Origin of the sequence: Brenneria uluponensis (assembly GCF_032395385.1) — a bacterium.
GTDB classification, from domain to species: Bacteria; Pseudomonadota; Gammaproteobacteria; order Enterobacterales; family Enterobacteriaceae; genus Prodigiosinella; species Prodigiosinella aquatilis.
On record NZ_CP135917.1, the window covers coordinates 1,170,317 to 1,191,566 of the forward strand.

20 protein-coding genes, 4 tRNA genes and 1 other annotated feature are annotated in these 21,250 nt (G+C 46.1%); of the genes, 18 read left to right on the forward strand and 6 right to left on the reverse strand.

The window, feature by feature from the left end; all coding sequences use genetic code 11:
• Positions 1-194 precede the first annotated feature (194 nt).
• From csrA to luxS, 8 genes are all read left to right on the forward strand, one after another.
• Positions 195-380: a carbon storage regulator CsrA gene (csrA, locus tag RS889_RS05320; RefSeq protein ID WP_005972168.1), complete on the forward strand. Its 186-nt coding sequence runs from the start codon at positions 195-197 to the stop codon at positions 378-380.
• 301 nt (positions 381-681) lie between these two features.
• Positions 682-774, forward strand: a tRNA-Ser gene (locus tag RS889_RS05325).
• A gap of 7 nt (positions 775-781) precedes the next feature.
• Positions 782-858, forward strand: a tRNA-Arg gene (locus tag RS889_RS05330).
• 72 nt (positions 859-930) lie between these two features.
• Positions 931-1,007, forward strand: a tRNA-Arg gene (locus RS889_RS05335).
• Between the two features lie 59 nt (positions 1,008-1,066).
• A tRNA-Arg gene (locus RS889_RS05340) sits at positions 1,067-1,143 on the forward strand.
• A gap of 196 nt (positions 1,144-1,339) precedes the next feature.
• A complete protein-coding gene (yqaB, locus tag RS889_RS05345; protein ID WP_315709699.1) occupies positions 1,340-1,906 on the forward strand; it encodes a fructose-1-phosphate/6-phosphogluconate phosphatase in 567 nt (188 codons plus the stop codon).
• Between the two features lie 497 nt (positions 1,907-2,403).
• Positions 2,404-3,957, forward strand: a complete 1,554-nt coding sequence (gene gshA, locus RS889_RS05350; RefSeq protein WP_315709700.1) for a glutamate--cysteine ligase — start codon at positions 2,404-2,406, stop codon at positions 3,955-3,957.
• A 169-nt stretch (positions 3,958-4,126) separates the two neighbouring features.
• Positions 4,127-4,642, forward strand: a complete 516-nt coding sequence (gene luxS / locus RS889_RS05355) for an S-ribosylhomocysteine lyase (protein WP_021017035.1) — start codon at positions 4,127-4,129, stop codon at positions 4,640-4,642.
• A gap of 65 nt (positions 4,643-4,707) precedes the next feature.
• Here luxS and RS889_RS05360 read toward each other — a convergent pair whose 3' ends face one another.
• Positions 4,708-5,502 carry a cytochrome C assembly family protein gene (locus tag RS889_RS05360; protein WP_315710925.1) on the reverse strand — a complete coding sequence of 265 codons (795 nt, stop codon included), beginning with the start codon at positions 5,500-5,502 and terminating at the stop codon, positions 4,708-4,710.
• A 171-nt stretch (positions 5,503-5,673) separates the two neighbouring features.
• Between RS889_RS05360 and ffh the strand changes: the two genes are divergently transcribed.
• The 5 genes from ffh (at position 5,674) to rplS (ending at position 9,215) form a co-directional block, all read left to right on the forward strand.
• A complete protein-coding gene (gene ffh, locus RS889_RS05365) occupies positions 5,674-7,035 on the forward strand; it encodes a signal recognition particle protein (RefSeq protein ID WP_021017033.1) in 1,362 nt (453 codons plus the stop codon).
• A gap of 159 nt (positions 7,036-7,194) precedes the next feature.
• Positions 7,195-7,443 (forward strand): 30S ribosomal protein S16, encoded by a 249-nt coding sequence (rpsP, locus tag RS889_RS05370; RefSeq protein ID WP_021017032.1) that lies wholly within the window; start codon positions 7,195-7,197, stop codon positions 7,441-7,443.
• An 18-nt stretch (positions 7,444-7,461) separates the two neighbouring features.
• Positions 7,462-8,010: a ribosome maturation factor RimM gene (rimM, locus tag RS889_RS05375; RefSeq protein WP_021017031.1), complete on the forward strand. Its 549-nt coding sequence runs from the start codon at positions 7,462-7,464 to the stop codon at positions 8,008-8,010.
• Positions 8,011-8,048: 38 nt separating this feature from the next.
• Positions 8,049-8,804, forward strand: a complete 756-nt coding sequence (gene trmD, locus RS889_RS05380) for a tRNA (guanosine(37)-N1)-methyltransferase TrmD (RefSeq protein WP_315709701.1) — start codon at positions 8,049-8,051, stop codon at positions 8,802-8,804.
• Positions 8,805-8,867: 63 nt separating this feature from the next.
• Positions 8,868-9,215 (forward strand): 50S ribosomal protein L19, encoded by a 348-nt coding sequence (gene rplS, locus RS889_RS05385; RefSeq protein WP_021017029.1) that lies wholly within the window; start codon positions 8,868-8,870, stop codon positions 9,213-9,215.
• 304 nt (positions 9,216-9,519) lie between these two features.
• On the opposite strand, the gene RS889_RS05390 is transcribed toward rplS, so the two are convergent.
• Together RS889_RS05390 and btsR are read right to left on the reverse strand one after the other, a co-directional pair.
• Complete coding sequence (locus RS889_RS05390) at positions 9,520-10,452, reverse strand: nucleoside recognition domain-containing protein (RefSeq protein ID WP_315709702.1); 933 nt, start codon at positions 10,450-10,452, stop codon at positions 9,520-9,522.
• Between the two features lie 229 nt (positions 10,453-10,681).
• The gene (gene btsR / locus RS889_RS05395; RefSeq protein ID WP_315709704.1) at positions 10,682-11,398 is read right to left on the reverse strand and encodes a two-component system response regulator BtsR; all 717 of its coding nucleotides are present in this window, start codon (positions 11,396-11,398) and stop codon (positions 10,682-10,684) included.
• A 229-nt stretch (positions 11,399-11,627) separates the two neighbouring features.
• Between btsR and RS889_RS05400 the strand changes: the two genes are divergently transcribed.
• Both RS889_RS05400 and tyrA read left to right on the forward strand, forming a co-directional pair.
• Positions 11,628-12,701, forward strand: a complete 1,074-nt coding sequence (locus RS889_RS05400; protein ID WP_021017026.1) for a 3-deoxy-7-phosphoheptulonate synthase — start codon at positions 11,628-11,630, stop codon at positions 12,699-12,701.
• 3 nt (positions 12,702-12,704) lie between these two features.
• Positions 12,705-13,826, forward strand: coding sequence for a bifunctional chorismate mutase/prephenate dehydrogenase (gene tyrA, locus RS889_RS05405; RefSeq protein ID WP_021017025.1), 1,122 nt, complete (start codon positions 12,705-12,707; stop codon positions 13,824-13,826).
• A gap of 62 nt (positions 13,827-13,888) precedes the next feature.
• Here the strand turns inward: tyrA and pheA are convergent, their stop codons facing one another.
• The 3 genes from pheA to bamD all read right to left on the reverse strand — a co-directional run bounded on the left by pheA (position 13,889) and on the right by bamD (position 16,672).
• Positions 13,889-15,046, reverse strand: coding sequence for a bifunctional chorismate mutase/prephenate dehydratase (gene pheA / locus RS889_RS05410; RefSeq protein WP_315709706.1), 1,158 nt, complete (start codon positions 15,044-15,046; stop codon positions 13,889-13,891).
• 25 nt (positions 15,047-15,071) lie between these two features.
• Positions 15,072-15,195: a sequence feature (Phe leader region), on the reverse strand.
• Between the two features lie 109 nt (positions 15,196-15,304).
• Positions 15,305-15,643 carry a ribosome-associated translation inhibitor RaiA gene (gene raiA / locus RS889_RS05415; protein ID WP_021017023.1) on the reverse strand — a complete coding sequence of 113 codons (339 nt, stop codon included), beginning with the start codon at positions 15,641-15,643 and terminating at the stop codon, positions 15,305-15,307.
• Between the two features lie 294 nt (positions 15,644-15,937).
• On the reverse strand, positions 15,938-16,672 hold the full coding sequence (gene bamD / locus RS889_RS05420; RefSeq protein WP_315709707.1) for an outer membrane protein assembly factor BamD: 735 nt from the start codon (positions 16,670-16,672) through the stop codon (positions 15,938-15,940).
• Positions 16,673-16,804: 132 nt separating this feature from the next.
• Here bamD and rluD point away from each other — a divergent pair, with 132 nt between their 5' ends.
• The 3 genes from rluD to clpB all read left to right on the forward strand — a co-directional run bounded on the left by rluD (position 16,805) and on the right by clpB (position 21,221).
• Positions 16,805-17,782, forward strand: coding sequence for a 23S rRNA pseudouridine(1911/1915/1917) synthase RluD (rluD, locus tag RS889_RS05425; RefSeq protein ID WP_315709708.1), 978 nt, complete (start codon positions 16,805-16,807; stop codon positions 17,780-17,782).
• A 4-nt stretch (positions 17,783-17,786) separates the two neighbouring features.
• A complete protein-coding gene (gene yfiH, locus RS889_RS05430) occupies positions 17,787-18,512 on the forward strand; it encodes a purine nucleoside phosphorylase YfiH (RefSeq protein WP_315709709.1) in 726 nt (241 codons plus the stop codon).
• Positions 18,513-18,647: 135 nt separating this feature from the next.
• Positions 18,648-21,221, forward strand: coding sequence for an ATP-dependent chaperone ClpB (gene clpB / locus RS889_RS05435; RefSeq protein ID WP_021017019.1), 2,574 nt, complete (start codon positions 18,648-18,650; stop codon positions 21,219-21,221).
• The last annotated feature ends 29 nt before the right edge of the window (positions 21,222-21,250 follow it).

Here is a 21,250-nt window from a genome sequence, read left to right on the forward strand (position 1 = left end):
ATATGCCTTGGTCTGGTTGTGATAACAAAAAACGCAAGCTGTCTTATATCGGCTAAACTTAACATTAGTAACAAGCTATGAGTGGGATGATGAGGCAATTATTATCATCTAGGTTTACGTTTCCTCGGCACATGATGGATAATGGCGAGAGAACGAAGAGACCTGACTCTTTATAATCTTTCAAGGAGCAAAGAATGCTTATTTTAACTCGTCGAGTTGGCGAAACCCTCATGATTGGCGATGAGGTAACGGTTACCGTACTAGGAGTAAAGGGCAATCAGGTTCGTATTGGTGTGAATGCGCCTAAAGAAGTTTCTGTGCACCGCGAAGAGATTTACCAACGTATTCAGGCAGAGAAGTCTCAGCCAACATCTTATTGATTCACAATGCGTCTCGCTCTCACGAGGCGCTATTGTTGTTCTGGTTTTTTATTCGAATTTTCAGCTCCCTTCATTTTTATTTTTTGCATTCACATCTTGCCTGATACAGGATAATCAGTTGTTTTCCTGTTGATAATATATTCATTTTGTTGCCAATCCATCCGTGTTGGGTGCGAATTGTGCAAACAAACATGAGAAGGGAAAAATTGTTTGACTTATAAGTCCTGGAAAGTAATATGTGCGCCACGCAGTACCGGTGAGCACTGAACGAGAAATCAAAAAGTAATCATTGGTAGTGTAAGGTGAGGTGGCCGAGAGGCTGAAGGCGCTCCCCTGCTAAGGGAGTATGCGGTCAAAAGCTGCATCGAGGGTTCGAATCCCTCCCTCACCGCCATTAATATGCATCCGTAGCTCAGCTGGATAGAGTACTCGGCTACGAACCGAGCGGTCGGAGGTTCGAATCCTCCCGGATGCACCATTTAGTGGGTGTGTTTTGTCGGGTTTATCTAATGAATCCGAATAAAAAAGAGAATTTTCAGTAAGATTTAATGCATCCGTAGCTCAGCTGGATAGAGTACTCGGCTACGAACCGAGCGGTCGGAGGTTCGAATCCTCCCGGATGCACCATTAGCCTGTTGTTCTCTTCCTCTCATATCGAAACACAAACGATCCTGTTATCTCAGTATGCATCCGTAGCTCAGCTGGATAGAGTACTCGGCTACGAACCGAGCGGTCGGAGGTTCGAATCCTCCCGGATGCACCATATTGATTTGTTTCATCCATGTAGATTTTCCCTTCGTCAGCCGTTTTCTGAAATTTATCTTATAGTTCTGCTTTCATAGCCTGACGTTTGCCCAATTTTTTATGTAATTGTATGGTTTTATTGTGGTTATTGAGTCAGAGACAATGTTTTTACTTTACGTTAAAGTAGAAACTCTTTTTTAGTGACTGGAGTCGTGATGTACGATCGCTATCAAGGTTTGATCTTTGATATGGATGGCACCATCCTCGATACTGAACCAACACACCGTAGAGCATGGCAACAGGTGTTAGCAACGTATGGGATGCATTATGACCGTGTCGCCATGACAGCATTGAATGGATCTCCAACCTGGCGTATTGCGCAATCTATTATTGCCAGCCATCAGGTCAAACTTGATCCTTATATGCTTGCTGCTGAAAAAACGGCTATTGCAGAATCAATGTTGCTGGATGCGGTAAAACCTCTTCCATTGATAGACGTCGTCAAAAAGTATTATGGTCTCCGCCCAATGGCTGTCGGTACCGGTAGTTCACGAGCCCTGGCAGAACGTCTGTTGCGGCATCTTGGGTTACGTGATTATTTTGGTGCTGTTGTCGGTGCGGATGATGTGCAAAATCATAAGCCTTTCCCTGATACTTTCCTGCGCTGCGCCGAACTTATCGCAGTGGCGCCTGAACATTGTGTTGTTTTTGAAGATGCCGATTATGGTATTCAGGCGGCAGAACGGGCTCATATGGCTGTTGTTGATGTAAGAACATTTTGAGCGGAACCTGAGGGGATCTCCCTGTTCTGGCGCCGTTTTCTAAGTGTCTCCTTACGCCCCGCCAGATTTCGAAGCATTGCTGATCACTTTTAGTGATGAATAGCACAGGACTTATGCTATTGATATCTATCGTAACCATTGGGGAATGTGCTGAAAGATTAAGCAGTGTTGTTACTGGTCATTTTTTACCTGAACTGGAACGGTTGTCTCGTGTTGAAATGGCAATGCGCCAGTTACGCCATCATAGTCCAACTGCACTATTATTTAGCTGGGTTCCGGTAATAGGCGATTTATTATGTGTGTCGGCTGGTTGCGTACGCCCTGGTAAGGGTGACTCTTTATCTCTTTGTTGATAATGTCTTGCGCTATATCGTTTTTGACAAGGATCACTCTTCAAGGCATGGATGGTGATCCTGAACAGTTGTAATCATATCTGGTGAGCTCCATGTAGCCTTTACTATGCTTACCATCATTAAAATCAATAGCGGGAGGTCGATTTGATCCCGGACGTATCACAGGCGCTTTCCTGGCTGGAAAAAAATCCTCAGGCTATAAAGGGGATCCAACGAGGAATTGAGCGCGAAACATTGCGTATTATGGCAAACGGACATCTGGCTAATACGGGACACCCGGAACAACTAGGGGCAGCGTTGACGCACCCTTGGATTACAACGGATTTCGCTGAAACTCTATTAGAGTTTATTACTCCGGTGGATAGAGACGTTGATCATCTTCTTACCTTCTTGCGTGATATCCACCGTTATGTCGCCCGCAATCTTGGTGAAGAGCGGATGTGGCCACTGAGTATGCCGTGCTTTATTGCTGCAGAACAGGATATTGAGCTGGCGCAGTATGGCTCCTCTAATATTGGACGATTTAAAACATTGTACCGGGAAGGATTGAAAAATCGGTATGGTGCGCTGATGCAAACCATTTCAGGAGTACATTATAATTTTTCTCTGCCAATGTCCTTCTGGCGTGCCCGGGCCGGTGTTGAGGATGAGATTAGCGGCAAATCCGACATTTCTACCGGTTATTTCCAATTGATACGAAATTATTATCGTTTCGGTTGGATTATTCCGTATTTATTCGGTGCCTCACCGGCTATCTGTCAATCATTCCTGCAAGGCAGGGAAACCTCAATACCTTTTGAACGTACAGAAAACGGGATGTGTTACCTTCCTTATGCAACGTCGTTGCGCCTTAGTGATTTGGGTTATACCAACAAATCGCAAAGCAATCTTGGGATTACTTTCAATAACCTTGAGACTTATGTTTCGGCACTGAAGCGGGCGATAAAAACACCATCAGGGGAGTATGCTCGGATTGGGGTGAAAAAAGAGGGGCACTATCTGCAGTTGAACACAAATGTGTTACAAATAGAAAATGAATTGTATGCTCCGATTAGACCTAAGCGTGTTACACGTACAGATGAGTCTCCTTCTGATGCGTTATTACGTGGTGGTGTCGAATATATTGAAGTACGGTCATTGGATATCAATCCGTTCTCACCGACAGGTGTCAGTGCTGAGCAGGTACGTTTCCTCGATCTGTTCTTAATCTGGTGTACATTGGCGGATGCTCCGGAGATGAGTGCGGATGAGCTGCTTTGTACACGTAAGAACTGGAACCGGGTTATTCTGGAAGGGCGTAAGCCTGGTCAAACCATTGGTATGGGGTGCGAGTCTAAACAGCAGCTCTTGGCTGATGTGGGACGTAGATTATTTACCGATTTACGACGTGTTGCGGAATTGTTAGATCATGAGAATGACAAACCTTATTATCAGCAAGTCTGTGATCAGCTAGTCGGTGGTTTTGACGACCCAGAGAGTACTTTCTCTGGACGATTATTATCTATGATGTTGGAAAGCAGCAGTGGCAGTGTCGGGCTGAGATTGTCTGGACAGTACCGGGAAATCTTGTTGCAGGAGCCGTTGGAGATATTGTCAGAGTCTCGATTGGCGGCGGAAAGTGCACGTTCCTGGCAACATCAGCGTCAGTTGGAAGCAAGCGATACAGTGAGTTTCGATGAGTATTTGGCCGCTCATTAGTATCAAAAAGAAAAAGGCCACATGAGTAATGTGGCCAAAAGAAATATCTGATAATGATAATTAGGGATGATGATAATAAATGCGCGTCTTTCATATACTATGACTCGTACTGATCAGAAAAGTTTCCTGTAAACGAGAAAAATAATTTTTTCGATGAGGAGGTGGCAAGATGCCATTACTAGATAGTTTTACCGTAGACCATACCCGAATGGACGCTCCTGCAGTTCGTGTCGCAAAAATCATGAAAACCCCTCATGGTGACACGATTACTGTTTTTGACTTGCGTTTTTGTCGCCCAAATTCTGAAATCATGCCAGAGCGGGGTATTCATACGCTGGAGCATTTGTTTGCGGGGTTTATGCGCGATCATCTGAATGGAGATGGCGTGGAAGTTGTTGATATTTCCCCTATGGGTTGTCGTACGGGTTTTTATATGAGTCTGATTGGTACGCCAGCAGAACAACGCGTTGCTGAGGCTTGGAAAGCAGCAATGGCGGATGTACTGAAAGTCACTGATCAGCGTAAAATCCCGGAGCTCAATGTGTATCAGTGCGGAAGTTATACAATGCATTCTTTGGAGGAAGCGCAGGATATTGCTCGTCATATCCTGGAAAAGGATGTGTTAGTAAATAGAAATGACGATTTGGCATTGCCGAAGGATAAATTGGCCGAGTTGCATATTTAGTGGGCTAACTTTCCATATGCAGTGAAAAAAGAGAGCTCAGTGTTTAGGGGCTCTCTTTTTTTAATTTAGTGAGCAATAATGTTTTGAATAACCCTGCTGCCAAAATAGGCTAGCGTCAGTAATAATGCACCAATCAGGTTAAACCATACTACCCGACGACCTCGCCATCCTTCATGATAATGTCCCCATAACAGCAGGATATAAACAAACCAGGCTAGTAGGGAAAAAAGGGCTTTGTGAAAATTTTCTCTGTTGTTCAGCAGGTCATTCATATAAACAAGACCGGTACACAATGTAAGTGTGAGTAGAACAACACCGACCTGTGTAATATGGAACATTTTGCGTTCTATGCTTAGTAATGGTGGCATATCCGTTGCGAAACCCAGCTTTTTGGTTTTCAGCAGATAATCTAGAAAGGCCAGTTGCAGCGCGTAAAGTGCGGCGATCATCAGCGTGGCGTAGGAAAATAACGCCAGGCCAATATGCACCATAAGACCCGGTCTTGCTTCCAGATGCGTGATAAATTCTCCAGGCATGAAGCTGGCAAAAACCAGATTAAGCAACGCAAAAGTATAGACAATAGGCAATAGAAACCAGCCACGATTGCGTGATGCCACAATGGTCATTATCGTACAGATCATCAAGCTGATTAATGACCCAATATTCAACAGACTCAGGTTCTGTCCGACCTGAACATCAAAGATTCGTTGATATAGCGCCACTGCATGGCAGACAAGGGCGAGTGTGGCGGATACCACAGCCAGACGGCGATAGGCACTGTCTTTTCGCACCAGACTGGGGATAATCAGTCCGAGGCTGAGTGAATAGGCCGCTAAAGCCACAATAGCGAAAACAGACATAAACAATAGGTTATTAAATATCAACTGGGTAAAATAGAGAGTCAGTATAGCCTTAGTCAGTAAAGGCACCAACTTGTTATCCACGAGTAGCGCAGAGATTGGCAAGGCTTTCGTGTTATAATTCCCCTATTCGCGTCGCGGTAGCGGCCAGTTTTACGTTGAGCATGAGATATGTTTGAAAATTTAACCGATCGACTATCGCGCACATTGCGCACTATTAGCGGCCGTGGCCGGCTGACTGAAGAGAATATTAAAGAAACATTGCGTGAAGTGCGCATGGCTCTGCTTGAGGCTGATGTGGCTTTGCCGGTAGTTCGTGATTTTATCAACCGGGTCAAAGAGCAATCGGTAGGACAAGAAGTCAATAAGAGTCTGACGCCAGGGCAAGAGTTTGTCAAAATTGTTAAAAATGAACTGACTGCTGCGATGGGGGAGGTTAATGCCGAACTAAATCTGGCCGCACAGCCCCCTGCCGTGGTGTTGATGGCTGGCCTGCAAGGGGCCGGTAAAACAACCAGCGTGGGAAAGCTGGGCAAATTTCTGCGTGAGAAGCAAAAGAAAAAAGTGCTGGTGGTTTCTGCCGACGTTTACCGTCCTGCAGCCATTAAACAGTTGGAGACCTTGGCTCAATCTGTCGGTGTAGATTTCTTTGCGTCAGATGCGCAGGAAAAACCGATTGATATTGTTAACCGTGCGCTACAGCATGCCAAACTGAAATTCTACGATGTTCTGTTGGTGGATACCGCTGGCCGTTTGCATGTCGACGACGCCATGATGGATGAGATCAAGCAGATCCATGCAGCGATTAAGCCGATAGAAACCCTGTTTGTCGTCGATGCCATGACGGGGCAGGATGCGGCAAATACCGCGAAAGCGTTCAGTGAAGCACTACCGTTGACTGGGGTGATTCTAACCAAGGTTGATGGTGATGCACGTGGCGGTGCTGCGCTTTCTATCCGTCACATCACTGGTAAGCCGATTAAGTTCCTGGGGGTAGGTGAGAAAACGGAAGCCCTTGAACCTTTCTATCCTGAGCGTATTGCTTCCCGCATTCTCGGCATGGGGGATGTACTTTCTCTGATTGAGGATCTTGAAAGCAAAGTTGATCGTACTCAGGCTGAAAAACTGGCCAAGAAACTCAAAAAGGGTGATGGATTCGATCTTACTGATTTTCTGGATCAGCTAAAACAGATGCGCAATATGGGCGGCATGGCCAGCATGATGAGTAAATTGCCGGGGATGGGACAATTACCGGACAATGTGAAGTCTCAAATGGATGATAAAGTTCTGGTGCGCATGGAAGCGATTATCAACTCTATGACTCGGCAGGAACGTGCCAAACCTGACATCATCAAAGGTTCCCGTAAACGTCGTATTGCAATGGGGTCTGGGATGCAAGTGCAGGACGTAAATCGTTTGTTGAAGCAGTTTGATGATATGCAACGCATGATGAAGAAGATGAAAAATGGCGGTCTGGCCAAAATGATGCGCGGTATGAAAGGTATGATGCCACCGGGATTTTCGGGGCGTTAATACCGTCAATTTTAATCTGGCTCGTATAAAGTCTTACTTGATAAAGACGCTTTAGATTGCTTTTTGCGCCAAAATGAGTAAACTTTTCGGGCTTTTTATATGACACTGGGCCCCGTTCCTCGATGGGGCCTGGCTGTTTTATTCACTAAAGAGGATGTTATGGTAACAATTCGTTTGGCTCGTGGCGGCGCTAAAAAACGCCCGTTCTATCAAGTCGTCGTGACCGATAGCCGCAATGCGCGCGATGGTCGTTTTATTGAACGTGTAGGCTTCTTCAACCCGATCGCAACTGGTCAGGCTGAAGTCTTACGTTTGGATCTTGACCGTATTGAGCATTGGGTTGGTCAGGGTGCTACCGTTTCTGATCGCGTTTCTGCGTTGATCAAAGACGTTAAGAAAGCAGCATAATCTGTTGCGGTGGTGACAATGAGCAATCAACTTAGCTCGCATGCTCCCGTTAGCCCGGTTGTGATGGGTAAAATGGGGTCAACGTATGGTATCAGGGGTTGGCTCAGAGTGTTTTCATCCACCGAAGACGCCGAAAGTATTTTTGACTATCAACCCTGGTTTATCCAGAACAAAGGTCGTTGGCAGCTTATCGAAATTGAGAGCTGGAAGCACCATAATCAGGATCTGGTCATCAAAATTAAAGATGTTGATGATCGGGAAGCTGCGAATTTACTGACGAATTGTGAAATTATCGTTGATTCAGCGCAGTTGCCTGAACTGGGAGAGGGTGATTATTACTGGAAGGATCTTATTGGCTGTGAGGTTGTGACCACTGCTGGTTACGAGCTGGGGAAAGTCACTGATATGATGGAAACCGGTTCAAATGACGTCATAGTAGTAAGAGCTACTCTGAAAGATGCTTACGGAGTCAAGGAGCGGTTGATCCCGTTCCTGACTGAACAGGTTGTCAAGCATGTTGACCTCTCTACTCATCGTATCGAAGTAGATTGGGATCCTGGTTTTTGAACTCTGTACTGAATAGTAATATCGGGTGGAACAAAACTATGTGGATTGGGGTTATCAGCCTGTTTCCAGAGATGTTCCGCGCCATTACTGATTACGGAGTTACAGGCCGGGCAGTTAAAAATGGCCTGCTGAGCGTACAGTATTGGAGTCCGCGAGATTTCGCTTACGATCGGCATCGTACCGTAGACGATCGCCCCTATGGTGGTGGCCCCGGTATGCTGATGATGGTGCAACCTTTGCGGGATGCGATTCATGCAGCAAAAACAGCGGCAGGCGAAGGTGCGAAGGTGATTTATCTGTCACCGCAGGGCCGCAAATTAGATCAGCAAGGTGTACGTCAACTTGCCACTAATCAGAAGATGATTCTGGTTTGTGGTCGATACGAGGGAATTGATGAGCGCGTAATCAAGACTGAGATTGATGAAGAATGGTCAATCGGTGATTACGTTCTCAGTGGTGGTGAATTGCCAGCAATGACATTGATTGATTCCGTGTCCCGGTTTATTCCGGGGGTTCTGGGTCATGAAGCTTCAGCAGAAGAGGACTCTTTTGCGGATGGATTGTTGGATTGCCCCCATTTCACTCGTCCTGAAGTGTTGACCGGTATGGAAGTTCCGGCAGTTCTGCTGTCAGGCAACCATGCTGAAATACGTCGCTGGCGTTTGAAGCAGTCGCTGGGCCGAACCTGGCTTAGAAGACCTGAACTTCTGAAAAGCCTAGCTCTGACTGACGAGCAAGCAAGGTTGTTGACTGAATTTCAAAATGAATATCAGTCTGGACAACACAAGTATTAGTGGGTCGTTACGGGAGTGCCGAGCGAACCCAAATATCAGTTTACCTAGGGTAAGAGACATATTATGAGCAACATTATCAAGCAACTTGAACAAGAGCAGATGAAGCAAGATATACCTGCATTTCGTCCGGGTGATACCGTGGAAGTGAAGGTATGGGTCGTTGAAGGTTCCAAAAGACGTCTGCAGGCATTCGAGGGCGTGGTTATCGCTATTCGTAACCGCGGTCTGCACTCTGCATTCACTGTTCGTAAGATTTCTAATGGCGAAGGCGTAGAGCGCGTATTTCAGACTCACTCTCCAGTAGTGGATAGTATTACTGTTAAACGTCGCGGTGCTGTGCGTAAAGCCAAACTGTATTACCTGCGTGAACGTGCTGGTAAGTCTGCTCGTATTAAAGAGCGTCTTAACTAAGAGCGCGCTTTCGCAACATCCGAAAAGCGGTTATAGAAAAGGGACGTGCCACACTGGCATGCCCTTTTTTTTTACTATTAATTCCAGATAATACCCATGACAGATGGTGAGCAACACATCTTAATTTGACTTGCGTGCTATGACGGTTGGGAACATATGTATGCGATCATTGATAAATTCAACGTCGCTAAATCCTGCGTTTCCTAATTGAATCTGTGTTTGCTCGGGATGTCCATTTGGCTTCAATAATTCCGTGAGAAAAGCTGATGTTGAAACGACATTAATTTAGTATCAATTTCTTCAATTAAAACATCAACAAATGCAGCAACGTTCTAATCAGAATACCAAACAGGGCACCCAGCGCAGCGTAGCGGAATAAGCGGGTGAAACGTGAGCCCACGCCTAGAAAAATGCCAATTCCCGGTAAATCAAAGGTTTGTACCAGCAAACCGGTGGAGGCGTTGATCTGGCTGGCGGTCATTTTCCCTTGATGAATTAGGTCTGACACTACGCCAAAGTAAGCGGTGCCACCCGCCAGACATTTCACCAGTGTTGGCATCACGAAAACAGGAGAAATATTGACCGAAGCAAGTAGCGGCGAGAAAAAGTGTTCAAGTGCAGTTACCGCGCCAGCCGATTCCAGAATGCCGACAATCGTCATTGATAAAATTAGCATCGGCACCGATCCGAGCGCCAACCTGATGGCGTCTGCCCCCGCGCTATTGATGATACCGATAATCCCTTTCCGGCCAGGCTCCTCGGCAGAAACCTCATCGGAGCGGCTGCTTTCCGCCGCGGACAGTCTACGTCCAAGAACATGATAGGTGATAGCTGCGGCAGCCAGGCCACCAGTGATTGAAATCACGATGGCCGCAGCCCAGTTCAGGCCAAACGGAATAAGAGGGTAAAACACGTTGCCCTGTCCCATAGCGAATACCATGGCCAGTGTTGCTGCCATATGGCGATCGGATATGCCTCGTTTTTCCATAATTGATAAGGTCGCCAGTGGTGCGGCAAAGCTGACAAAGTTGAGCTGAATCAGTGCAAAGGTGCTCATGCCGGCTAGTCCAAAGGGTTTGAGGATGGGGGCCATCCACCTGACGAGTGCATCCACTATCCCTTTTGATTCCAGAAACTGCATGATGACTAGCATTACGACCATGATCGGCAGCAGCGTATAAAGCGCGACATCAACGGAGGATTTCCCCGACGACATGATGATTCCAATGACATCCATCTAAATATCTCTGAGCGGGTAGAACTATTCGGTTTTTTGTTGACCGACGAGGCTGACCCGAAATTTCTGTCCCGCTATTTTCGTGATAAATGTCACAATATTCCAGTAAGTTTTTGCCAGCGTTGGCGATAACTTTGGTGGTCAAAGGTTATTACTGATCTTGGTGAAAACCATTAACCTTTTTGTCAGATGCGTATGCTAGGGGCGAGTTCTTCATTAAAAACAACATTCAGGTGATACCCAGTTTTTCTTTCAATAATTTTAAATATCGTCGACTCACTGGTATCTGCTTACCGGTGTTGGTAATGACCTCCGCAGAGCCGTTATCCAGTAACTGTATTTCCTTCAATAACTCAGTATTGACCATATATTGCCGATGGCAGCGAATAAACGGTGTCTTTTCTTCCAGCGTTTTCAATGACAGTTGGGTATAACCTGATTGTGTCACGCCTACGACATGTACACCGCTGAGTTCTGAGCTTAAATATTCCACCTCTTCAATTTTCAATAAAAAAATACGGTTGTGCCCATAACAAGGAATATGGCGTAAATAGGGTTCGGCAATTAATTGTACATTTTTATTTACACTTACACCTCGCCGTAATCTATTTAGCGTCTTTGATAACCGTTGAGCATCAAGAGGCTTGAGTAGATAGTCGAAGGCATGTTCTTCGAAAGCGCGTATGGCATATTCATCATATGCTGTGACAAAAACCACATATGGCATAGTGTCTGGATCAAGCATGGCCACCATTTCCAATCCGTTGATTTTTGGCATTTGGATATCGAGAAATATCACATCCGGTTGAAGACGATTTATCGTCGGTATGGCTTCCAGCGCATTGTTGCATTCGGCGATAATAGTGATATCCGATTCGTTCGCCAGGAGTAGCCCCAGCTCTTCGCGGGCTGGTTTCTCATCATCAATAATTATTACTTTTAACATTATTTCCCCCTTATGTATTGATTCTATCATTTCCCAACAAAGGGATAGAGCGGTGTTGGCTGGAAGTGAGGGTTGATGCAAATTTAGTGATCTTTATCTGGTTTTACAGGCAGTAATTTTTTCTTTACGGATGTGGATTGAAAAATTTACGCGGTATGTTATGGTGTCATTCATAACGCGATATGGGCGCTAGTGTCCCTCATAGACAGGAATCAACAGGATCATGAATATGCAAAAAGATTCGCTCAATAATATCAATATCAGTGATGAACAGGTGTTAATCACGCCTGATGAATTGAAAGCCAAATTCCCACTGAATGATCGAGAACAGCAAGCTATTGCGCAGTCACGTAGCACCATTGCGAATATTATTCATGGCCGTGATGATCGACAGTTGATCGTTTGTGGCCCTTGTTCAATCCATGATACGGATGCTGCTCTGGATTATGCGCGTCGTTTAAAAACGCTTTCAACTGAATTGAGTGATCGGCTGTATATCGTTATGCGTGTCTATTTTGAAAAACCGCGTACCACTGTTGGTTGGAAAGGATTAATCAATGATCCTTACATGGATGGGTCGTTTGATGTAGAAGCTGGATTGCATATTGCCCGTGGTCTGTTACTTGAATTGGTCCACATGGGATTGCCGTTGGCGACTGAAGCTCTGGACCCGAACAGCCCACAATATTTGGGGGATCTCTTTAGTTGGTCTGCAATCGGCGCGAGGACCACTGAGTCCCAGACGCATCGGGAAATGGCTTCTGGCCTCTCAATGCCGGTCGGCTTTAAAAATGGTACGGATGGTAGTCTTGGTACTGCTATTAATGCAATGAAAGCAGCCTCAATGCCACATCGTTTTGTTGGTATTAACCAGGGCGGTCAGGTATGTCTACTGCAGACACAAGGCAACGCTGATGGACATGTTATTTTACGCGGCGGAAAAAGACCTAATTACAGTGCACAGGATGTCGCTGAGTGTGAAAAACAGATGCGGGACGCAGGGCTGAAGCCGGCGCTGATGATAGATTGTAGCCACGGTAATTCCAATAAGGACTATCGTCGGCAGCCGTTGGTGGTGGAATCGATTATTGAGCAGATTAAGGCAGGTAACCGTTCTATCATAGGATTGATGCTAGAGAGCAATATTAACGAAGGCAATCAGTCATCCGAGCAGCCACGTTCGCAGATGCATTATGGTGTATCCGTGACTGATGCCTGTATCAGTTGGGAAAGTACGGAAACATTGTTACGTTCGTTACATCAGGAACTTGATGCGGTAGGCACAAATCGGTTAGGAGAATAATAAATGGTCGCTGAACTGACCGCTTTACGTGATCAGATTGATGAGGTAGATAAAGCGCTACTGACGCTGTTATCACGCCGATTACAACTGGTAGCGGATGTTGGCGAAGTGAAAAGTCGCTATGGGTTACCGATTTACGCTCCGGAACGAGAAGCTGCGATGCTGAGTTCACGCCGAAAAGAAGCGGAGATGTTAGGTGTTCCTCCTGATCTGATTGAGGATGTTTTGCGTCGTGTCATACGGGAATCATATTCTAGTGAGAACGATAAAGGGTTTAAAACGCTATGTCCTCAACTCCGCTCCGTGGTGATTATTGGTGGTCATGGGCAGATGGGGCGGTTGTTTGACAAAATGCTGACGTTGTCTGGTTACCAGGTCAAGATTTTGGAACAGGATGACTGGCCGCAGGCTGACGCGTTATTATCCGATGCAGGTATGGTTATTGTCAGTGTTCCTATTCATGTAACGGAACAGGTCATTGCCCTGCTTCCCAAACTACCTGATGACTGCATCTTGGTAGATCTGGCATCGGTAAAAAATGGTCCATTGCAGGCGATGTTAGCGGCTCATTCGGGTCCTGTATTGGGATTGCATCCGATGTTCGGACCAGACAGTGGTAGCCTGGCCAAACAGGTGGTGGTGTATTGTGACGGTCGTCAACCTGAAGCCTATCAGTGGTTGCTGGAGCAAATTCAGGTATGGGGAGCGAGATTACATCGTATCAGTGCCGTTGAACACGATCAGAATATGGCCTTTATTCAGGCTCTACGCCATTTCGCTACTTTTGCTTATGGGGTGCATTTGGCAGAAGAAAATGTGCAATTGGAACAATTACTGGCTTTATCTTCACCGATTTATCGCCTGGAACTGGCAATGGTAGGCCGTCTGTTTGCTCAGGATCCGCAGTTGTATGCAGATATCATCATGTCTTCAGAAAATAATCTGGCATTGATCAAACGCTATTATCTGCGATTTGGTGAGGCTATCGCGTTGCTGGAGCAAGGAGATAAAGCTGCTTTTATCAGTAGCTTCAGAAAAGTTGAACACTGGTTTGGTGATTATGCACGCCGTTTCCAATCAGAGAGCCAAGTGTTATTGCGCCAGGCTAACGATATTCGGCAGTAGAAAATTAGTCTTTAATGATATTACCGCCATTCCCCTTTAGTCGGGTATGGCGTTTTTTGTTATCAATCAGTCTCTACTGGTACAATGTTTTCACTGGGATAGCAGCCAAGCACTTTTAATGAACGGGTTATCATCGCCAGATCTTTGAGCGCATTTTGCATTTCTTTACTGCGCAGATTGGCCTGAACATCAATATAAAACATCTCTTCCCATGGATTACCGTGAATGGGTCGGGACTCCAGTTTTGTCATTACGATACCGTGTTCACGCAGTACAAGTAATGCCTCCACCAAAGCGCCGGATTGCTGACCTGTTGCCATGATAAGCGTTGTTTTGGCTGGTACCTGCTCGGTAACTTCGATAGGTTTTCGGGCCAATATAATAAAGCGGGTAATATTTTGTGACTGGTTCGCCAGGTTATGTTCCAGTACTTGTAACTGGTAAAGCGTACCTCCTGCCTCGCTACCTAACGCGGCAACCTTGGGTGATTTCAGTTCTGATACTTTGGCCATTGCCGCAGCCGTACTTTCGCAGTATTTGATTTTCCAGTGTGGGAAGCGATTAATAAAATTGCTGCATTGTTGAAAGGGTTGGGGATGGCTGTAAACCGTTTCTATTTGATCAAGGTGGGTATCAACAGCGACCAGAACACAGTGATCAATCGGATTGGTTAGTTCACCAACAATAGATAATCCTGTGTGTTGCAGTAGGTCATAGACATCATTGATAGAACCTGAACTGGTATTTTCAATCGGTAATACAGCGTAATCAGCCTGACCGATTTCCACTATGTTGATAATATCGTGAAACTTTTGGCATCCGCACTCAATAATATTGTCGAAATGGCGAGCTGCATACTGGCGGGCTGCCAAATGAGAATAAGAACCTTTCGGACCTAAAAAAGCAATACGTGCTGAATGTGACGTGGTTTGATTCAAATGTTGTTGCAGTAAGGCTTGCTGAGTAAGAACAGAGTCTTCGATAATAAGCTGGAACAGCCGAGTAATATAGTGGCCATCAAGATGATGTTTTTTCCCTTCGTCAATCAAGGCTGAAAGCAAGTCGCGTTCACGTTCCTTATCGCGGATGGGGCGGTGAGTATGTTGTTTAGTTTTTGCTACCTCCAGTGCCAGCTCCCGTCTTTGAGCTAACAATTCAAGCAGTTGCATATCTAGAGCGCTGATGCGGTCGCGTAATATCAGTAACGGATTGTCGGTCATAAGGCATTTACCTGTTTGCTGTCCATATAAAAAAGCCCCCTAAGTTCAGGAGGCTTTTTTGTTCGTCTTCGTATTCTCACTCACACGACAATTGCCCCCAGCCGGGTAGAATGAAAAAAAATACGAAGTAGAACAACTTTTGATGCATGATTAAAATCCTTGCTGTTGATGTTAGTAAGGTAACTGCTGCCTTTTCATCCTGTCAATAAAAAACGCGCCTGACGGCGCGTTAGTGGAAATAAAATACATAACCTGCTTTTATTCCTCCGGAGAAACCTGCAGATTGACATCTTTTATACAAGACTCGGCACGACGCGCTTCGCTTTTATGCTGTACTTTATTCAGCTGGCGTTCGAGTTTGGCAATGAGCTCATTGATGGCAGTATACATATCTTCGTGTTTGGCACTGGCGACCAGGGGACCATTGGGGGTATTGATCGTGGCATCGGCAACAAAGCCTTGTGGCTCTTTGGATAGGATAATATGTGGGTTAATTAACTGTGTTTGCCATTTATCCAGTTTCGTGAGACGGTCTTCGACATGTTGACGTATTGCGGGGGTAATATCCATTTGCTTACTGGTAATATTGATAGTCATAAAAACTTACCTCTCTGCCTTGTCCGTCTTGGATAGTTTCAGCATACCTCTAGATGGAACAAAATGGGTGATTCCGATCACTTTTTTTTGTCACTTTTCGTCAATAAACCTTGATTTGTGAACTGTCTTTGGGAATAACCATACTGGTCTTGTGGCTGTGTAAAGGCTATGGCATTATCGGTAAGATTTATTGTTGACGCCGGGTGTTTGATTTCCCGGCGTTTCATTTTCAAACAAGAAATACGGTATAAAAAACGGCAGCCTAAGCTGCCGTGGTGATAGGCTTTGTAATCGTTAAACAGGGTTGACGGCGATAATTTTTGCTACTTTGTCTGCCTCTGCAGTTAACTGCAATTTACGGTAAGCATTTTCCATTAATGGCAGCGCTTTTCTTGTCGCCTGCGTATCCGGATAATCTTTCATCATTTGCTCAACACGGTTAACAACCGCTACATAAGCGCCGCGTTTCGTGTAATATTGCGCGACTGAAAGTTGATATTTGGCCAGGCGTTCTTTCAGGAATTCCAGACGTTTGCTGGCATCAGTAGCGTAGAGACTTCTCGGGTAACCTTGCACTAGCTGGCGAAAGGCTTGGAAAGCTGCACGGGCGTACTGAGGATCGCGGTCTGAACGATCAACACCAAAGAATCCTTGTAATGCACTATCATCTAACGCCATGTTGGTCAGGCCACGCATATAGAGCACATAGTCTATGTTAGGATGCGTAGGGTTCAGACGGATAAAACGATCAATGGATGCCTGAGCTAACGGTAGTTCGGCAGATTTATAGTAGGCATAAATGAGATCCAACTGAACCTGTTGTGAATAAGGACCAAATGGATAACGGTTATCCAACGCTTCCAACTGCGTAATGGCGGCCTTAAAGTTGCCATCCTGCAGTTTTTCCTGAGCAGTGGCATAAATTTCTGAAGGTGGGCGATCAGGAACTGCATCTTTGGAGTTGCTGGAGCAACCAACCAGCGCCAGGCTCAACGTGGCTGCAGCCACCAGGTATTTCATACGCGTCATGACGTTTTGATTATCCTCAGTGTTTTTTCGGGAAACTGTCCGTTAAGCTCCCGATTAAGACCAGCTACAATAGTACATTATTTTAAACGGCGTCGCCGTTAAAACCCAACGTTAATAAAGAAGCTGCATACTATGGCACAACAAGTACAACTCACGGCAATAGTGGCCGAATCTCAACTCGGACAACGTTTAGATCAGGCTTTAGCCGAATTGTTCCCTGATTATTCCCGTTCACGCATAAAAGAGTGGATTTTGGAACAGCGGGTACAGATTAACGGCAATATTATGAATAAGCCAAAAGAGAAGGTGCTTGGTGGCGAATTAGTGGCCATTGATGCATTGATCGAAGAGGATGCGCGTTGGGAAGCACAAGCAATTGCACTGGATATTGTTTATGAAGACCAGGATATTCTGGTGATCAATAAACCCCGAGATCTGGTTGTACATCCTGGCGCGGGAAATCCTGACGGTACGGTATTAAATGCATTGCTCCATCATTATCCAGAAATTGTGGATGTTCCTCGTGCTGGGATTGTTCATCGACTGGATAAAGATACCACTGGATTGATGGTTGTGGCGAAGACCGTACCGGCCCAAACCCGGCTGGTGGAGTCGTTGCAGGCCCGTGAAATTACCCGTGAATATGAAGCGGTGGCGGTTGGTACGATGACGGCGGGAGGGTCGGTTGATGAGCCGATAGCCCGTCATGCTACAAAACGTACTCACATGGCTGTTCATCCGATGGGAAAACCTGCTGTTACGCATTACCGGATTATGGAACATTTCCGCGCTCATACCCGTTTGCGGTTACGTTTGGAAACCGGCCGTACTCATCAGATTCGCGTACATATGGCACATATAAATCATCCTTTGGTGGGTGATCCTTTATATGGTGGGCGTCCACGCTCTCCGAAAGGAGCGTCAGACGAATTTATCGCGGTTCTCCGTGGTTTTGATCGCCAGGCTCTACATGCCACCATGTTGCGTTTGTATCACCCTATCAGTGGAATTCAGATGGAGTGGCATGCTCCCCTGCCACAGGATATGGTGAGATTGATAGACGCATTAAAAGCTGACACAGAAGCGTTTAAAGAACAACTGGGCTGGTGACTACATGCTTATACAACCCAATTGGCCAGCACCACATAATATTCGTGCTTACAGCACTACCCGCATTGGGGGCGTCAGTATGCCGCCCTATGATTCCTTTAATTTAGGAAATCATGTCGGTGATGATGCACTACACGTGTATGAAAATCGAAATAAGCTGGTGGAAGTCGCATCTTTACCATCAATGCCATACTGGTTGGAACAGGTTCATGGTGCACAGGTTGTGGAATTAGATAATGACACGCCGGTTTCACTGAAAGGGGATGCTGTATATACCAGGTGCAAAGAGCGAGTTTGTGCGGTGATGACGGCCGACTGTCTGCCTGTGTTGTTTTGTACTGAAGCTGGTGATGAAGTCGCCGCCGCTCATGCTGGTTGGCGAGGATTGCAGGCTGGGGTGCTGGAACAATCGGTATTGCGATTCCGCTCCTCTCCATCGAATATCATGGCATGGTTAGGTCCGGCTATTGGTCCGCGACAGTTTGAGGTGGGTGCTGAAGTAAAAGCTGCCTTTACTCAGGATGATCCCCAATCGGCAATGGCTTTTGTCTCTCAAGGTGAAAAATTTCTGGCGGATATTTACCAACTTGCACGTTTACGTTTGCAGGCTGCGGGTGTGACGAAAATTTTTGGCGGAGAGGCCTGTACCGTTAGTGAACCGCAAAAATTTTTCTCATATCGACGCGATGGCGTAACTGGTCGTATGGCAACTTTAGTCTGGGTGATATAACCTATTGAATTAAGGCGGTCCGGGACAGTTAACGTTTTTCCTCCTATTATTACTGGCAAAGTCATCTTGAAATTTTGAAAGATGGCCTTATTTAATCTCCGGTAGCAATTTTGACCAGTATGTATGGGAGGAGTTATGCGTCTGGATCGTCTTACCAATAAATTCCAGCTTGCCCTCGCCGATGCTCAATCTCTCGCACTTGGGCGGGATCATCAATTTATTGAACCACTTCATCTGATGAGTGCTCTCCTGAACCAGGAAGGTGGCACGGTTAGCCCTTTGTTAACGGCGGCGGGCGCAAATGTTGTCAATCTTAAAAGTGCCATTGAACAGGCATTAGGTCGCTTACCACAGGTAGAAGGGACTGGTGGCGATGTTCAGCCATCCAATGAACTGGTAAAAACTTTAAATATCTGCGACAAGCTGGCCCAAAAACGGGGCGATACATTTATTTCTTCAGAACTGTTTGTCTTGGCTGTTTTAGAGTCCCGAAGCACATTCAGTGATGTGCTAAAGAACGCTGGCGCTACCGAGGAAAACGTGACTAAAGCGATCGAACAGATTCGGGGAGGAGAACAGGTGAATGAGCAGGGAGCAGAAGATCAGCGGCAGGCTTTAAAAAAATACACTATTGATTTAACCGAGCGTGCCGAGCAAGGCAAGTTGGACCCCGTTATTGGCCGGGATGAAGAAATTCGCCGTACTATCCAGGTATTACAGCGCAGAACAAAAAACAACCCGGTACTCATTGGTGAGCCTGGCGTAGGTAAAACCGCAATTGTGGAAGGGCTTGCACAGCGTATTGTCAATGGGGAAATTCCTGAAGGATTAAAGAATAAACGCGTTTTATCGTTAGATATGGGCGCGCTGATTGCAGGAGCCAAATACCGTGGTGAGTTTGAAGAGCGCCTGAAAGGTGTACTAACCGACCTCTCGAAGCAGGAAGGCAATGTCATCTTGTTCATTGATGAACTACATACCATGGTCGGTGCTGGCAAGGCTGATGGTGCGATGGATGCAGGTAATATGCTGAAACCTGCGCTTGCTCGCGGTGAATTGCATTGTGTCGGCGCAACCACGCTGGATGAATACCGTCAGTATATCGAAAAAGATGCCGCACTTGAGAGACGTTTCCAAAAGGTGTTTGTCGCTGAGCCAAGCGTGGAAGATACCATCGCGATTCTACGTGGTCTGAAAGAACGTTATGAGTTACATCACCATGTACAGATTACCGATCCGGCGATAGTCGCTGCTGCTATGTTATCTCATCGTTATATTGCCGATCGTAAATTACCAGATAAGGCTATCGATCTGATCGATGAAGCGGCATCAAGCATTCGTATGCAAATCGACTCTAAACCAGAACCGCTGGATAGATTGGATCGCCGTATTATCCAGTTGAAGCTGGAACAGCAGGCGTTGAAGAAAGAGTCTGATGAAGCCAGCCTGAAACGCCTGGAGCTGTTAAGTACTGAACTGGAGCAAAAAGAGCGTGAATACTCGAAGTTAGAGGAAGAATGGAAGGCGGAAAAAGCTTCTCTGACGGGGACTCAGAATATTAAAGCTGCGTTGGAACAAGCGAAAATCACTTTGGAACAAGCGCGTCGTCAGGGTGATCTGGGACGTATGTCAGAACTGCAATACGGCAAGATCCCCGAATTGGAAAAACAGCTTGCTGCAGCGACCCTGGTAGAAGGCAAGACAATGCATCTACTGCGTAACCGGGTTACAGATGTGGAAATCGCCGAAGTACTGGCGCGGTCGACCGGTATTCCTGTCTCCAGAATGCTGGAGGGCGAACGTGAAAAACTGTTACGCATGGAGCATGCGTTACATCAGCGTGTGATTGGTCAGGATGAAGCGGTTGAGGCAGTCGCCAACTCTATTCGGCGTAGCCGTGCCGGACTCTCTGATCCAAATCGTCCCATTGGGTCATTTCTATTCCTGGGACCAACTGGTGTCGGTAAGACTGAACTTTGCAAGTCACTGGCTTCATTCCTGTTTGACAGTGACGATGCCATGGTTCGTATTGATATGTCTGAATTTATGGAGAAACATTCTGTATCGCGTCTGGTTGGCGCCCCTCCGGGATATGTTGGGTATGAAGAGGGGGGTTATCTGACGGAAGCCGTGCGCCGTCGTCCTTACTCGGTGATTTTGCTGGATGAGGTGGAAAAAGCACATCCGGATGTATTCAATATTTTGTTGCAGGTATTGGATGATGGGCGTCTTACTGATGGTCAGGGGCGGACAGTCGATTTTCGTAATACGGTTGTTATCATGACGTCTAATCTGGGGTCAGATTTAATTCAGGAACGCTTCGGCGACATGAATTACACCCAGATGCGTGACATGGTGCTAGAGGTTGTTAGTCATCACTTCCGTCCTGAATTTATCAACCGAATTGATGAAGTTGTGGTATTCCATCCCTTGGGGCGTGCACATATTGCTTCTATTGCCCAGATTCAACTTCAACGTTTGTACCAGCGTTTGGAAGAGCGAGGTTACAGCGTGACGATTACCGAACCTGCGTTGGCGCTACTTGGAGAGTTGGGGTTTGATCCGGTTTATGGGGCCCGACCGCTTAAACGAGCTATCCAACAGTTAATTGAGAACCAACTGGCCCAGCAGATTCTGTCCGGCAAGTTAATTCCCGGTAAACTCGTGACGTTAGATGTTGAGGGAGATACGATCGTCGCGCATCAATAGTTATGTTGACATGTGTTACAAGCAAAAGA

Excerpts from the sequence above, each read along its gene's own strand:
- csrA (WP_005972168.1), top strand. The coding sequence starts at position 195 with ATGCTTATTTTAACTCGTCGAGTTGGCGAAACCCTCATGATTGGCGAT.
- yqaB (WP_315709699.1), top strand. The coding sequence starts at position 1,340 with ATGTACGATCGCTATCAAGGTTTGATCTTTGATATGGATGGCACCATC.
- luxS (WP_021017035.1), top strand. The coding sequence starts at position 4,127 with ATGCCATTACTAGATAGTTTTACCGTAGACCATACCCGAATGGACGCT.
- RS889_RS05360 (WP_315710925.1), bottom strand. The coding sequence starts at position 5,502 with ATGTCTGTTTTCGCTATTGTGGCTTTAGCGGCCTATTCACTCAGCCTC.
- ffh (WP_021017033.1), top strand. The coding sequence starts at position 5,674 with ATGTTTGAAAATTTAACCGATCGACTATCGCGCACATTGCGCACTATT.
- rpsP (WP_021017032.1), top strand. The coding sequence starts at position 7,195 with ATGGTAACAATTCGTTTGGCTCGTGGCGGCGCTAAAAAACGCCCGTTC.
- rimM (WP_021017031.1), top strand. The coding sequence starts at position 7,462 with ATGAGCAATCAACTTAGCTCGCATGCTCCCGTTAGCCCGGTTGTGATG.
- trmD (WP_315709701.1), top strand. The coding sequence starts at position 8,049 with ATGTGGATTGGGGTTATCAGCCTGTTTCCAGAGATGTTCCGCGCCATT.
- rplS (WP_021017029.1), top strand. The coding sequence starts at position 8,868 with ATGAGCAACATTATCAAGCAACTTGAACAAGAGCAGATGAAGCAAGAT.
- RS889_RS05390 (WP_315709702.1), bottom strand. The coding sequence starts at position 10,452 with ATGGATGTCATTGGAATCATCATGTCGTCGGGGAAATCCTCCGTTGAT.
- btsR (WP_315709704.1), bottom strand. The coding sequence starts at position 11,398 with ATGTTAAAAGTAATAATTATTGATGATGAGAAACCAGCCCGCGAAGAG.
- RS889_RS05400 (WP_021017026.1), top strand. The coding sequence starts at position 11,628 with ATGCAAAAAGATTCGCTCAATAATATCAATATCAGTGATGAACAGGTG.
- tyrA (WP_021017025.1), top strand. The coding sequence starts at position 12,705 with ATGGTCGCTGAACTGACCGCTTTACGTGATCAGATTGATGAGGTAGAT.
- pheA (WP_315709706.1), bottom strand. The coding sequence starts at position 15,046 with ATGACCGACAATCCGTTACTGATATTACGCGACCGCATCAGCGCTCTA.
- raiA (WP_021017023.1), bottom strand. The coding sequence starts at position 15,643 with ATGACTATCAATATTACCAGTAAGCAAATGGATATTACCCCCGCAATA.
- bamD (WP_315709707.1), bottom strand. The coding sequence starts at position 16,672 with ATGACGCGTATGAAATACCTGGTGGCTGCAGCCACGTTGAGCCTGGCG.
- rluD (WP_315709708.1), top strand. The coding sequence starts at position 16,805 with ATGGCACAACAAGTACAACTCACGGCAATAGTGGCCGAATCTCAACTC.
- yfiH (WP_315709709.1), top strand. The coding sequence starts at position 17,787 with ATGCTTATACAACCCAATTGGCCAGCACCACATAATATTCGTGCTTAC.
- clpB (WP_021017019.1), top strand. The coding sequence starts at position 18,648 with ATGCGTCTGGATCGTCTTACCAATAAATTCCAGCTTGCCCTCGCCGAT.